This is a genomic window from Glutamicibacter endophyticus (genome assembly GCF_048457885.1).
In the GTDB taxonomy this organism is placed as follows: Bacteria; Actinomycetota; Actinomycetes; order Actinomycetales; family Micrococcaceae; genus Glutamicibacter; species Glutamicibacter endophyticus.
Genome location: NZ_CP174200.1, coordinates 429,015 through 442,230 on the forward strand (window position 1 = coordinate 429,015; position 13,216 = coordinate 442,230).

Annotated in this window: 10 protein-coding genes; 4 read left to right on the forward strand and 6 right to left on the reverse strand. The window is 61.3% G+C overall.

From position 1 onward, the window contains the following. Positions 1–72: 72 nt before the first annotated feature. The 5 genes from ACJD00_RS02140 to ACJD00_RS02160 all read right to left on the reverse strand — a co-directional run bounded on the left by ACJD00_RS02140 (position 73) and on the right by ACJD00_RS02160 (position 7,334). Positions 73–3,339 (reverse strand): S8 family serine peptidase, encoded by a 3,267-nt coding sequence (locus tag ACJD00_RS02140; protein WP_418908295.1) that lies wholly within the window; start codon positions 3,337–3,339, stop codon positions 73–75. 297 nt (positions 3,340–3,636) lie between these two features. Beyond that, positions 3,637–4,146 carry an FBP domain-containing protein gene (locus tag ACJD00_RS02145; RefSeq protein ID WP_418908296.1) on the reverse strand — a complete coding sequence of 170 codons (510 nt, stop codon included), beginning with the start codon at positions 4,144–4,146 and terminating at the stop codon, positions 3,637–3,639. 920 nt (positions 4,147–5,066) lie between these two features. Continuing rightward, positions 5,067–5,894, reverse strand: a complete 828-nt coding sequence (gene thiD, locus ACJD00_RS02150) for a bifunctional hydroxymethylpyrimidine kinase/phosphomethylpyrimidine kinase (RefSeq protein WP_418908297.1) — start codon at positions 5,892–5,894, stop codon at positions 5,067–5,069. A gap of 33 nt (positions 5,895–5,927) precedes the next feature. Beyond that, complete coding sequence (locus tag ACJD00_RS02155; protein WP_418908298.1) at positions 5,928–6,542, reverse strand: hypothetical protein; 615 nt, start codon at positions 6,540–6,542, stop codon at positions 5,928–5,930. Positions 6,543–6,638: 96 nt separating this feature from the next. Further along, positions 6,639–7,334, reverse strand: a complete 696-nt coding sequence (locus ACJD00_RS02160) for a TetR/AcrR family transcriptional regulator (protein ID WP_418908299.1) — start codon at positions 7,332–7,334, stop codon at positions 6,639–6,641. Between the two features lie 331 nt (positions 7,335–7,665). On the opposite strand from ACJD00_RS02160, the gene ACJD00_RS02165 reads away from it, so the two are divergent. The 3 genes from ACJD00_RS02165 (at position 7,666) to ACJD00_RS02175 (ending at position 10,703) form a co-directional block, all read left to right on the forward strand. Next, on the forward strand, positions 7,666–8,373 hold the full coding sequence (locus ACJD00_RS02165; RefSeq protein ID WP_418908300.1) for a queuosine precursor transporter: 708 nt from the start codon (positions 7,666–7,668) through the stop codon (positions 8,371–8,373). Positions 8,374–8,439: 66 nt separating this feature from the next. Continuing rightward, entirely contained in the window at positions 8,440–9,138 is a 699-nt protein-coding gene (locus ACJD00_RS02170) for an ABC transporter ATP-binding protein (RefSeq protein ID WP_418908301.1), read from the forward strand. Further along, complete coding sequence (locus ACJD00_RS02175) at positions 9,135–10,703, forward strand: DUF6297 family protein (protein WP_418908302.1); 1,569 nt, start codon at positions 9,135–9,137, stop codon at positions 10,701–10,703. The genes ACJD00_RS02170 and ACJD00_RS02175 overlap by 4 nt, the downstream gene beginning before the upstream one ends. Here ACJD00_RS02175 and tgt read toward each other — a convergent pair. Beyond that, positions 10,700–11,995: a tRNA guanosine(34) transglycosylase Tgt gene (tgt, locus tag ACJD00_RS02180; RefSeq protein ID WP_418908303.1), complete on the reverse strand. Its 1,296-nt coding sequence runs from the start codon at positions 11,993–11,995 to the stop codon at positions 10,700–10,702. The genes ACJD00_RS02175 and tgt overlap by 4 nt on opposite strands. Positions 11,996–12,124: 129 nt before the next feature. On the opposite strand from tgt, the gene ACJD00_RS02185 reads away from it, so the two are divergent. Beyond that, positions 12,125–13,201: an FUSC family protein gene (locus ACJD00_RS02185; protein ID WP_418909288.1), complete on the forward strand. Its 1,077-nt coding sequence runs from the start codon at positions 12,125–12,127 to the stop codon at positions 13,199–13,201. The last annotated feature ends 15 nt before the right edge of the window (positions 13,202–13,216 follow it).

Genomic DNA, 13,216 nt, shown 5'->3' on the forward strand with positions numbered 1-13,216 from the left:
GGCCAGCACGTACTCGCAACGCGCTGACCCGAGCGGGTCGTTTCTTTCAGTTACCCCAAGGGGAGCCGTAGGTTACTTACCCTTGGTCACCCGGAGTACCTGAGCCTTTTCATCCGTGCCATTGTGCAGGTGCAGCAGCAGCGCGTCGGAGGCCACCGAGGTGTCCGCGACGGTCACCGGAATGTTGGTGCCCTTCAGGTCGGTAAACACGGCGCCGGAGCCTCCGAAGTCCACCTGCGGCTCTGTGGTGTTGAAATCGATCCAGTCGGTGGTGTCGACCGGGACGAGCCCGCCTTCGGGGTCGGTGTGGTACCAGGTGTAGGACATCACGCGGTAGGAGATGTCACCGGAGTGCCCGTCCAGACCCAGCGCTGCCAGCGATACCGGAAGGATCGCGGTGTTGGTGTCGAAGGTGTTGGTATCAACATCGCCCAGTACGCCGTTGACCGGCTGCAGGTCGACCTGTTCACCGGTGGCCAGATCGTAGGTGGCCACTAGGTCAAGGTCGATGTCCGAGAGGGTGGTGGTGAAGGAGACGAAGTCGGCCTTGCCATCCTTATCCACGTCGATTTCGACATCCAGTTCGGTGGCACCGGCGAGGTGGGCCCAGTTTTCCCAGGTGGCCACGCCGATGTTCAGGGTTCCTTCGTCCACGCCGGTGCGTGGCTGGGTCGAAGAAGCACCTACATACTTCAGATCCATGGCGCGCGCCACCGGGATGCTATCGAGCATGTCATCACCGCGTGGGCTGGAGGCGCCCAATTCGAATGCACCGAGCAGCGAGGTGACGCTGGTGGCCTCGGAGCCAACCTGAATGTCCTTGCCCTTTAGCGACAGGGTGGTGCTGTTCGACCCCTTCTTTAGCTTCTTGAGCTTGCCGGACATGTCGGCGGCCAGCTTCGGGGCAGCCTGCACCGGAACGCGAAGCGTCGGGGCCGAGTCGCTGGTCAGCTGTACACGGCCGGTTACATCGGCCAGCCACGCACGGGCGATACCCGACTGTGCAGCCTCCATGGTCGGATCCATGGTCTTCTCCCACTTGCTCGGGTCGACCGTCAAGGTAACCTGAAGCTTCGCCTCGCCACCGGCCGGAACCGTCACGCTCTGGCGATCCAGAGTGATCGAAGCGCCAGGAATCTGCGTTGCCGAAAGGTACTCGGCGTCGTAGCTCTGCTCTTCGTCGGAGGTGTTCACCACGGTGATCTCACGAGTAGCGGTGAACGCCTTCTTGCCACTGAGCTCGGTCACACCGAACACGACGGAGGTCAGATCCGGAGCTTCCGAATCGAACGCATACACCGGCGAGTTAATGGCGGCGGCGGCCATGACACGACCCGAGCCGACCCGGTTCGGGCCGAAGACCTCACCGTGATCGGCAATAACATCGGCAGCCGCGGTGTTCATGATCAGGCTCTTGGCCTGCTCGGGAGTGTAGTCGCTACCCTGCAGAACCAGGGCGGCTACACCGGCGACCATGGGGGTTGCCATCGAGGTACCGGACATGACGGCCGGCCCGTTACCGGTACCCACGCCGGCCGAGCCGATCTGGGTACCCGGTGCGGCCACGTCGGGCTTTACGACACCATTGCTGCCGTGGACACCACGGGAGGACGACGAGTTCAGCGCGTCCTTGGCGCCCGAATCGCCCGAGACGGCGCCGACAAGTTCCGGATCGAGAGTGACCTGCAAGGTGCCGGCCTCGGCGGCTGGGCGGAGCTTGTTGGAGTTATCCAAGGTCAGCTGCGCGCCAGGGATCGTGGCGTTACCAGCAATACCGGAGCTGAACAGGTTGGTCTCGGAATCCAGAATCACACCGGTTGCGCCGGCGGCCTCAGCGTTGTTGAAGCGACCCATCGAGCCACAGGGGAATTCGCCGTTTTCGCTCCAGGTCAGCCAGACCCACTTGCCGTCAAGGGAGCCGGGCTCGAATGGTTCGCAACCAAAAGCGTTGTCGCTTGGAGCCATGACCACGGCTCCCGAAAGCTGGGCGGGGTCGGCGTTGGTGACATTGAAGTTCGCGGTGTACTGACCGGCGACCTTACCTGCCAGGTCAGCCGGTGCGTTGACCTCGATACCATCCAAGGTGACCTGTGAACCCACCGAGTTTGCCACGGTCAGCGAACTACGGGAGTTACCGGGGGAGCCGCCCACATCCGTTACGTCGCTGGCGTTACCCGAGGCGACCACCGAGAGGATGCCGGCCTTGGTCAGCTCGTCGACGATGTCATTTTCGGGATCTTCGGTGGGGGAGTGATCCGAACCGAGGGACATGTTCACGACATCGGCACGGTCGGAGAAGTCGCCGTCACCGTTGGGGTCAAGTACGTAGTCCAGTGCCTGACCCACCACGGAGGAGGAGCCGCCGCAACCGAAGACACGGATGCCGATCAGCTGGGCCTGCGGAGCCGTACCCGGGCCGATCTTCATGTCAGCAACGGATTCTGCATCGAGCCCGGAGTAATCGCCGGTGAAGGTGCTACCGTCGGCATTCACGCCGTAACCGGCGGCGGTGCCTGCAACATGTGAACCGTGACCGGCCGCTTGGCAATCCAAGGGATTCGGGTCTGGGTGCGGCACTGGCTGGTAATCGTCGGAGTCCGGGTTGGCGTTGTAGTCGTCGCCGACGAGGTCCCAACCACCGATGAACTTATTCGCATCACGTAGTCCGGAATCTGCACTGGGCAGTTCCTCGGATGCTTGGGCTTCCTTGTAGGCCTCGAGGGTGCCGGGGCCACCGAAGTCTGCGTGTGTGTAGTCGATGCCCGTATCGAGCACGGCGATCTTTACGCCTTCACCGGTCTTGTCGAGTTCGGTCCAGCTCTTCAATGCTTCGGTGTCGATCACGCCGCCGCGGTTGGACGGCTTCTTCGGCACGATCGCGCTGATCTTCTTCACATCGGAGCGCTTGGCCAGGGCGCGCAGATCATCCGCGTCACCGGTCAGCGCAACACCCTGCACCGTGTTGTGCGTGGTGTAGAGGACCTTGGACTTTGCCTTCGCGGCGAGTTCCTTACTCTTGCCCTTGACCTTGGCACGAATGTTTTTGACCTTGGCGGTGTCCTTGGACTTCCCGCTCTTCTTCACGCTCTCGAATGCACCGTCTCCTTCGAGCTGTACGAAGACCGAGACTTCTCCGCTGGCCTTAGCCAACGGGGCAGAGACCTTGCGTTCGGATAGTGACTGGGGCGTGGAAATCGGCAGTGATGCTGCGTTCTGTCCCTCCGAGGGCCGCGGGACGTCCGCAGCAATGGCGGGTGCGGCCATGGTGACGGCCAACGCCAACGCGCTGGTGGCCCCCAGGATGCGGCGCGGCAATCTTTGATTGCGCTCAGTGACCATGATGCTCCTAGCTCAAGCTGGATGGCGGAGGACGACCGAGCCTGCAGGGGCACGGTGAATCACGGCGCGGCGCGAGCTGACGACGATGATCCGGGGTGGGCGTCCGCTGGCGCCCGCTCCCTAGTTATGAAATCTTAGGTGAGCCGGCCCACATATCAAGGGGTTGTTGAATAAAAAATCCGGAAGGCTAGAAGCCTGCCGGATTTTTTTCATATTTCTTCCCCGGAGCTGAGGGGGAACCCTGCCCGCCGGGGCAATGAAACGTGCAGTGAACTTTCAGATTCGAAAGCGTCTTTATTACTTCACAGTAGATTCACCGAGGACCCGTCGGATGAAGGCATCTACCCGTACTGGGAGCTCGGCTATCCGCTGGGCGACAACGAGCATCGGATCGGGGTTGATGGGGTCCTTGGGCGGTGCCACGCGCACATTGGCGGAGCACTGAAATTCACTGCAGATCATCGTGCCCAGCGTGTCACCCTCGCGCCCGGCCTGGCCAGCGCGGCGGGTGGAAAAGAGTACGACGGGGCAGGGCAGGGTGACGTCGCGGCACATCTCGCACATTGCCACACTGCCGGGACGGCGCGTGGCGTTGCTCGTGCGCATCAGCAATCCGCGAGTGGTGCCCTGGGCATCGGTGAATAGCAGATAGCCGCGTTGCGGCATCTTGGGATCACGCCAACCGAGGTACTCGATGTTCTCCCAGTCGATCTCATTGAAGTTTTCGGGGAGATTGAGCTTCTTTGCCTCTTGGCGGCTGGCGTTGATGAATGACGAACGGATGGTTTTTTCGGACAGTGGCTGCATGAGCTGGCTCCTAATTTAGGGCGCGAAAAGGGAAGGAAAATTCATCGAGAGATGTCCCCGGGCGCGAGCCAATCTATGCTTTGCGGAGCACGACGCCGCAGACGCCGCGATATGCGGAGTCTGATTTCTAGCGTGCAACCCCGTCCGCCACGGAGACGAACGGGCAGAGGTTCAAGCAGGCCATTGCGGCCACCTCACTTTCCCGCGCTCATCCATGCGCTCATAGCTTCTGTCGTACGTGGCGGCACCGGTGGTGCCTACGGAAATTATCGTAGCAAATGAGTCGCGGCTATCGGGCGTATGGTGAGGGAAAATACAGCAGCCATGTACTTAGCGTGAGTTGCGGCTGAGTGGGACTCAATAGGCCTTAGCGGGATGGAGGGGGATACTGAGGCACTGCGATGCGCCAGCTCTTCTTCAAAGCTTCATAGATAATGTACTTAAGTCATGCGTGGCACCGAGCAGGTTTCAGCGAGCAAGGCGACGGCTAACTGCTCACGGACTGGTGTTGAGATTCTCCGCCTCTGGGCATGTACGGCTATGAGCCAAGCTAATGCGCACTCCTGCGCGGTTTGGGTGAGCGTGTGGCGACAGATCAAAACGAACGAGGAATGATGCCGGTGAACGTCGTACGAGCATATGGGTGGTTATTGCCGACCGCTATTTTCGGAACGCTGGCGTGCGTGACCTCGATAAACCCTTGGGTGCTTGGGGCCTTTGCCGCGGTGAGTATCGCGATGATTCATTTCTGCGCAATGAAAATACAGCGCAGACGCCAAGCCCAGCAATAAAGTCGACTGAGTTGTCACTGGCCTATCTGGTAACTGAGACCGCACCGCGCCTCGCGCGTTGCCTGTGTCCGTTGCCAGCACTCGACGTCCACTGGGGTGGAGGCCGAGTGCCGGCGGCATGTGGTCGTGCTAGTTGCGGCGTCCACCCTGCCACAGCGCGTCGAACGGGGTCTGTCCGGCGACCCGGTTACGGATGCCCTCGGTCACGAAGGCCTTGGCGGTGCGGGCGGCCTCCAGGGGAGCTGCGCCCTTGGCCAGTTCTGCGGTGATTGCGGCTGCCAAGGAGCAACCGGCTCCCGAGACCGCCAGGTCGCCAATCTTCTTTTCGCGTAGAACCTCCAGGGTTTCGCCATCGTAGAAGACGTCGATGGCGTCTTCGCCCTCGATGCGGACTCCGCCCTTGGCGAGCACGGCCGCACCGGAGACCTCGTGGATCTTCTTGGCGGCGGCGATCAGTTCGGCTTCGTTCGTGATGCTCAGGCCGGAGAGCTGCTCGGCTTCGAAGTGATTGGGAGTGACAAAGGTGGCCTGGGGTAGTAACTGGGACTTCAAGGCCTGATCAGTGTCCAACGCGTGCCCCGGCTCCTGACCTTTGCAGATGAGTACCGGGTCCAGCACGATGTTCTTCCATGACTGAGACTTCAGCGCGGTTGCCACCGTATCGATCGTGGCCGGAGAGCCCATCATGCCCAGTTTCACGGTGTCGAGGCTGCCGGAGTAGCAGGTCTGAATGGCTTCCAGCTGGTCGGCGATGACCTGTGGTTCCACCGGGACGAAACGGTGATTCCAGTTATCCTTCGGATCAAAGGACACGATGCAGGTCAGCGCGACCATGCCGTAGGTGTTGAGCTCCTGAAAGGTTTTCAGGTCTGCCTGTGCTCCGGCTCCACCGGTAGCTTCCGAGCCGGCAATAGTCAGGGTGAACGCTGGGCGTGGGGCGGTGATATTTTCAGTCATTGTTCCAAAAATCGTTTTTGAGAAGGGCAGATGTCAGCTCTGCTGCCAGATGCTGATCGTCGTGGCCTTAGACCAACCCTCCGCAAGGTGTTCGGCGTGGTCTTCGGACGCAATTAAGAATATCCAAGGTAGGCCATGGGCAAAGGCCGACCCCGCAAAACTAGCGATAACTGCTCGCCGTGCGGTGTCGGGGTCACTGGGCGCGAAAAGATCGGGGTCCGAGATCAATCCGAACGTTGATCCATAATGCATCCGGCCGCGGGCCACGGGGCGATCGAAATCGGCAACCTCAACAACGTCGTAGTGATCCATGGGTGCTTCGAAGAGCACAGAGGTTTCAGCCAATTTCACGGACTGTTCCACGTCGGTTGGCTGTGCCGCCAGCAAGGTCATCGTGCTCAGCGGGGTGAAGCCCGCGCTACGCAAGGATTGCGTGTTGCCGTCGTTGCCGGGCCCTAGGAGAATGAGTCTGCGTACGTCGGCAGGCGGTGTCCAGTCCGCGGCCGGCCAGTAACGCAGAATTTCGGCGTCGTTACCGTCTTGATCTACGGAGCGGACCTGATCTTCGCCGGGAAAAGACGCGATGCGATCGCGCAGAAGCGCATAGGCGGCGGTCCATTCGGGAAGTTGCCGCACTGCTGTGCCCATGGTGTATCCAACTCCTTGCCGTGGTGGGAAAAGGGATCCTTCATTCAGACTCTACGCCCACCATGACCGAGCACAAGAAATGTGGTGAACCGTAGGTTACGAAGCCTTGGCCTGTAGTCGTTCGGAAGGATCGCGCTCTGCGGTCCCGGTGGTGGAATCCATGAGTTCCATGACATCCGTGAACAGCGAACGGACCACCGGCAGGCGGCAAAGCACGGCAAACTTTGCGATGACCGGCGCCAAGGCTATGGCCAACGCCCGGGAGCGGCGTTGCGTCTCGGAGGAGTCGTAGGCCCACACCGACATCAACTGGCGCGAAACGAGCCAGAGGAAACGCGGTAGATCCTTTCGGATGCCCAACGGCGGCAGGGGCCTGGCTTCGTCAACCACTTGACGCCATAACGCAAGTTCTATGCCCTCTCGCTGCGCGTCGGTCGCGTCCTGAGTCGCGGAACGCAGTACCTGCATAAAGGCCGGCCCGAAGTCGTGATAGGGGCGCATCACCTCGATCGCTTCCTTGAACACGATGCGAATATTGGCCTCAAGCGTATTGCCTTCGCCGAGCAACTCCTTGCATCGGCGATATTGCTCCGTGCGCAAATTCAGCAATAGGTGCCCCACGATCGCCTCTTTGGAGTCGAAGTAGTAGTACGCGTGAGACAACGAGACTCCGGCGCGCTGGGCAATAGTGCGCATGCTGGATTCGCGATAGCCGGACTCTGCGAAGCAGGTTAGGGCGGTATCCAACAGGTGCGCTCGAGTCGCTTTCCCTTTGGTGGTGCACGGCTGCATCCAAACTCCCTTTCCCGTGACTTTTCGTCTTCCCAGTCTAGCCATTTTTTGAACGCGTTCAAAAATTGCGCGTGGGCCACTGGAGTCCATGCGAACCGCATCACCGACCAAACCGATTGTTCAACTAGCTGGTGCGAAGAATACGTAGTGAGATGCTGAATTTGCGGTCTTTGACCTTTCAAATACCATTTGGGCGTGAAGCGCCTCACGGAAGCGTGTCTCGTACACCATGGGATACTTGGCAGGTAAGTGCTAATACAGCGGGAAGTGACTGACGCGAGCTTCGACTCGGCTCAATTCCTGGCGAACCACTTTGACAAGGACTTTTCTTATGGGCGTTGAAACCGCCATGCCGTCCGCGCGGCCTTCGCGGGCACGTTTTGCTACGCCGGGTTCGGCGTACTTCTCCACCTTGCTCACCCTCATGGGAGCGGTGGTGATTCTCTCCAACATCGGCGCCTCTAAGGGCGTGATCATCGGACCCCTGGTCACCGACGGCGGGTTCTTCCTGTTCCCGCTGGCCTACATCTTGGGCGATGTGATCTCCGAGGTGTACGGACTGAAGGCGGCGCGGCGCTCGATCATCACCACATTCGCTCTCGCGATTTTTGCCGTGGTGTGCTTCTGGATCATGATCCAGCTACCCGCGGCAGAGTTTTACGACGGCCAAGAAGCCCTTGAGCGCACGCTCGGACCGGTGTGGCAGATCGTTCTAGCCTCCGGACTGGGTTTCCTCGTCGGACAGCTCACCAATTCTTGGGTGCTGGTTCGGCTTAAGGAACGCTTTGGTGAGCGGGGTCTGATCGGTCGTCTGGTGGGATCCAGTGGCGTCGGGGAATTGCTGGATACGGTCATTTTCTGCTCGGTGGCCGCACCGGTTCTGGGGATTGCAGACGCAGGTACCTTCTTGAACTACGTTGTCGTCGGGTTCGTCTACAAGACGGCCGTTGAAGTCCTCTTCGTGCCAGTTACGGCGCTGGTTATCCGTTGGTTCAAGAAAGTCGAGCCCGGCTACAACGTTGAGCCCACTCAGCCTTAAGTCGTAGGACCGGTTCAGCACACCGAGCGACGTGTCACGCCCGCTCTCGTTGGTAGCGTGAGCGCTATGGATAGTACCGACGTAGCCCTGCGGCTCGATTCTTTGGAATTTGGCTACGCAGGACGCGCCTTGTGCGAACCGGTCACGGCGGTGCTGGAACCCGGAACCGGGTACGGCATCATCGGGAGCAACGGATCCGGTAAATCCACCCTGCTACGCACGATGGTTGGGGCTCAGCCAATGGTGGCAGGCGGCGTGTATTACCGCGGGGAGCCGTTACGGGAAGCCGACCGCATGGTGCGTGGGCAGGTCGCCGTTCAAATCGACGATGGCGCCTTCTTCGAAGAGCTGACCGTGGCCGAGCATCTGGAACTAGTGGCGCGCGGACATCGGGTAGCCCGCTGGGAACGGGCAGTCGAGCACGAACTGGAGTTTTTCGCCCTTGCCGATGTCGCCGAGCATTTGCCGGCCGAGTTATCTTCGGGGCAACGCCGCAGGCTTCTCTTGGCCTCGACCTTGGTACGTCCGGCAAGTTTGCTCATATTCGACGAGCCCGAGCAGCGTCTCGACTACCAAATTCGGCAACGGCTCTACCATCGACTGGCTGAGCTCCGCGATGCACGCGGGGTGGGGCTGCTAGTGGTGAGCCATGACCCGCAATTGATCCGCCAATCACTGCAGCAGGTGCTGCTGCTCGAGGGGCGAAGCATCCGGGCGCTCGACGCCGAATCCGGTGCCCGCTGGCTCGAAGGCCGAGTGTCATGACCGTCGCCAGCACAGACTTCGAGCCACAGGATATCTTCAGGCGTGCGCGCGCACGGCGCAGTACCCAGGAGCGTTTTGATCGCTTTTCCGACGGATATATCTGGGTCTTAGCCGTCCTGATTCTCTTCACCTATGCCGTATCGGCCAGCAACGCGGTGCTGTATGTTCTACAATCGGCCGCAGCAGATTCCGTCGTCCTGCCGACGGCGGTACTGGAGGTTTCACAGGCTCTTGCACTGCTTTTCCCATTACTGGTGTGCGGCGTGCTGGACCTCCTGCGGCGGCTTGGACCCTGTTCGATCAGCGCCGCCGAGTCCACCTGGGTGATGACCTTGCCGCAACGGTCGCGGGCCTTGCTGCGTGCGTGCCGCCGCCGGGCTCTCGGCCTTGGCGCCGGAGCCATGTTTCTGACTTGGGCCTTGTGGTACGTGGCGCTGATCGCGAGCGGGGCGAGTTTCGATCCGCTGACCCTGCTCGGTGGGTCGGTGGCCAGCGTGTTGCTGGGCACTTTGCTCGCAGGCCTTGCGATGCGGGCCCAGATCGTCGGGCGCCGAACCACACTGCGTCGGACCCTGCGCTGGGTGTCGCTCGGCTATCTCGCTACCTTAGGACTTCTGTGGTTAGGATCCATGGCGGGAGCCGGGCACTTGCTCGCACTAATCTCGAGCCGACTCGTTGACCTATGGGCGGCTCCGGGTAGCTGGCTGCTGATTGGAATCCTCGTCCTGCTTGGGGCATTGCTGGCCGTCGGCTCCACGCGCAGCGGGCTGGAACGGATCAGTCGTTTCGAGCTATCGCGGTCCGGAGCCCTTCAGGGCTCGCTAGTAGCCGCGCTCAGCCAGCTCGATATCCGAAATTTCGCGGCAGGGCTGGGAGAAGAGCGGCCGACGGGGCGCAGGAGGCGTCGCGGGCCCGTGGCACGGTTGGCACCGGTACCGCAGATCCTGACATTGAGCCTCTGGCGCTCGGCGCGCTGGCGACCGGCCGCGGTTCTTCTCGCCACGAGCGTGCTGTTGTTCCTGGTGGTTCGTGGGGCAGCGAATCCGCTGATGCTATTGCTCACGAGCCTAGTGCTGGTGGCATGCGCGAGTTTTCTGTTGGGATCGTGCGCGCGGCCACTCATTTCGGTGCCCGGGCTCAGCCGCCTACTGGGCCTGCCACAGCAACAAATCCGCCGAGAGGTGGTGAACGGTCTTCTGGCCGTTGGCGCGCCGGTAGTTGTGGTGTGGGCTCTTGTTGCCCCGATGCTGGGAATCCTGCCCGCCGGCACGCTGCCGTGGTGGTTGGTGGCCTGTGCCGCGTTGCTCCCCGGCATCGCCGCTGGCGCGCTGGGCTACGCCGGGCGACCGATGCGCGACTGGGAAGAAATGCTCACGGTGGCGGGCAACGATGAGGCGATGGGTCTGTGGGCGATGCGGCAACTGACACCACTGCTCAGCGCGCTGGTGGCGGTGCTTCCCGTCGCGGCGGTGCTTCTGGGCCTCGCGCCACCAGCGCTACTGGTCGCGCTGGTGGTGAGCCTGCTCAGATCGCTACCGCCGCTGCTGGGAGCGTTGCGTACTTAGCGTGCCGGAGGGTTCTGCGGATCCGGCCCACCGGCGTAGTACTCGGCAAGTACCTGCTCCTTGAGCTGATAGAAGGTGCCGTCCTCGATGGCAAGGCGGGCACGCTCAACCAGATTGACGGTGAAGTACTCGTTGTGGATTGAGATCAGCGTGTGGCTGAGCAGTTCCTTGGCCTTGTAGAGATGGTGAATATAGGCCCGAGTGTAGTGTGCGCAGGTGTAGCAACCGCAGCCTTCGGCCAGCGGCGTGAAGTCGCGCTTGTAGCGTTGCCCGGAGAGATTGAAACGGCCGTGCGGGGTGTAGAACGCCGAGTTACGGGCCACGCGGGTCGGGGAAACACAATCGAAGGTGTCGGCGCCGTTCTCAATTGCGGTGAAGATGTCATCCGGCTCCGAAATACCCAGCAGGTGCCGTGGCTTGTTTTCCGGAAGCTCCTCGGCGCACCAGCCGACAATGGTTCCCAGATTCTCCTTTTCCAGGGCGCCACCGATGCCGAACCCGTCGAAGGGCATTTGCGAGAGGTCGCGGCAGGCCTTGCGCCGCAGGTCTTCATACTGGGCTCCTTGAATCACGCCAAAGAGCGCCTGATAGTCCTTGCCGACGCGAGTATCGGTCAGCCGGAAGTGCTCGTCGATGCAACGTTGTGCCCAGCGCCGCGTACGTTCCAAGGACTCAACCTGGTAGCCACGAGAATTCTGCAAGGTGGTCAACTCGTCGAAGGCGAACATGATGTCGGCACCGATCTGGTGCTGCACCTGCATCGAAACCTCCGGAGTGAAACGGTGGCGCGTGCCGTCGAGATGGGACTTAAACCAGACACCATCCTCGTCGACGTTGGCCATGCGTTCCTTGCCCGGTGCCACGGCATCATCGGGCCCGGAGTTATCCACCGACTTCATATCGATGACCTTCTTGAACCCCGAGCCTAGCGACATGACCTGAAATCCGCCGGAGTCGGTGAAGGTGGGGTGCTCCCAGTTCATGAACTTGCCAAGGCCCCCGGCATCGTCCAGCAAGTCAGCGCCCGGCTGGAGGTAGAGGTGATAGGCGTTTGCGAGAACCGCTTGGGCCCCGAGTTGTGCGACCTGCTCGGGAGTCACGGCCTTAACCGTGGCCTTGGTACCTACGGCAATGAAGGCAGGAGTCTTGATGGTGCCGTGCGGCGTGGTGATCGTGCCGGTTCGGCCAAGAGTCGGGTTGCCTTCGGAATCGACCAGTCGTGTACCTACTTCGTAGGAGAATTCGGCCTGGCGCGGGTGGGTTTCGCTGGGGGTAAAAGTCTGTTCGGACACCTTACTAGTGTGCCGTATGCGCGGCTGGGTGAGGAAAACGATAGCTAGCGGTGAGCGGCGTCCTAGCGATTCGTGCAGGTCGGCGCGAAAATGGTTGAAGAGTCTGCGGTGTTGAGGTGGAGGTTGCCAGTGGTTGAATATGCGCTAAAGCCCTTCGCGCGTTCGCTGATCACCCTGGGGCCAGCAACGAAAGACCACTGGATCGCGCTACGTACCGCGGTGGGCATTTTTGCCCCACTGACTTTGCTGCTGTTACTCGGCCGCCTGGACCTCATGGTCTACGTGGTGTTTGGTGCCTTCACGGGCGTCTACGGCCGTGTGCCGGGGTATTGGAATCGGCTACGCATGCAAGCACGTTCTGGCCTGATGTTTTTCATTCTGATTCTCGGGGCCATGCTGGCCAGCAAGTACTGGATTGACGCGGCAGATCCGAGCGGAGCGGCCTGGCAAATCATCGGGTTGACCACGGTGGTGGCGGGCGCTGGATCGGTAGTTTCGGGACTGTGGCAACTGCGCCCGACCGGTTCGCTATTCCACATTTTCGCCTTCGCGGCCATTGCCTCACTCCCACGGCAGGCGCCCATGGTCGATGCACTCCTGGCCGCCGGAGGAACGATACTTTTGGCCCTGGGGCTCGGTGCGGTGGGTTCGCTGGGAGCCGGTCCGGGAGCGTGGGCACGCACCGAACTTCCCAAACTGTCATCACGCATTCGCCAAGCCATCTGGTGGGAGGGCCTCTTCCACGTGCTCACCGCAGGGGCCGCGGGGGTAGCGGCCACGCTCATCGCACCACACCTCTCGGCGGGTCATACCTACTGGGCAATGGTCGCCGCCGTGGTGCCCTTGGCCGGGCACACCACCCGCCACCGCGTGCGTCGCGGGTTGCATCGTGTCTTGGGAACGTTGGCTGGCATGATCTTCATGCTGGCCTTGATTCCGCTGAACCCGCCCTTGTGGGCCTTGGTGCTCACCTTAGGGTGCTTCCAATTCCTGACCGAGATGTTCGTGCTTCGCAACTATTTCTTGGCACAAATCTTCGTCACCCCGATGGCCCTCGTGGGTGTTTCCTTGGGCACCGGTCTAGGCGGGGCGGTCATTTATGACCGCATCATCGAAACCGTGATCGGTTCGTGCATCGGCGTGCTTGGTGTGGTGGCGGGAAGCCTGCTCGGGCGGGCGCTACGCAAGAAATACGGGATCGCTTAGCGGCGGCGCCCGCAA

What these genes read in the sequence shown, in the direction of transcription:
- ACJD00_RS02175 (WP_418908302.1), top strand. Translation starts at nt 9,135, where the DNA reads ATGACCGTCGCCAGCACAGACTTCGAGCCACAGGATATCTTCAGGCGT.
- ACJD00_RS02160 (WP_418908299.1), bottom strand. Translation starts at nt 7,334, where the DNA reads ATGCAGCCGTGCACCACCAAAGGGAAAGCGACTCGAGCGCACCTGTTG.
- ACJD00_RS02170 (WP_418908301.1), top strand. Translation starts at nt 8,440, where the DNA reads ATGGATAGTACCGACGTAGCCCTGCGGCTCGATTCTTTGGAATTTGGC.
- ACJD00_RS02155 (WP_418908298.1), bottom strand. Translation starts at nt 6,542, where the DNA reads ATGGGCACAGCAGTGCGGCAACTTCCCGAATGGACCGCCGCCTATGCG.
- thiD (WP_418908297.1), bottom strand. Translation starts at nt 5,894, where the DNA reads ATGACTGAAAATATCACCGCCCCACGCCCAGCGTTCACCCTGACTATT.
- ACJD00_RS02140 (WP_418908295.1), bottom strand. Translation starts at nt 3,339, where the DNA reads ATGGTCACTGAGCGCAATCAAAGATTGCCGCGCCGCATCCTGGGGGCC.
- ACJD00_RS02165 (WP_418908300.1), top strand. Translation starts at nt 7,666, where the DNA reads ATGGGCGTTGAAACCGCCATGCCGTCCGCGCGGCCTTCGCGGGCACGT.
- ACJD00_RS02145 (WP_418908296.1), bottom strand. Translation starts at nt 4,146, where the DNA reads ATGCAGCCACTGTCCGAAAAAACCATCCGTTCGTCATTCATCAACGCC.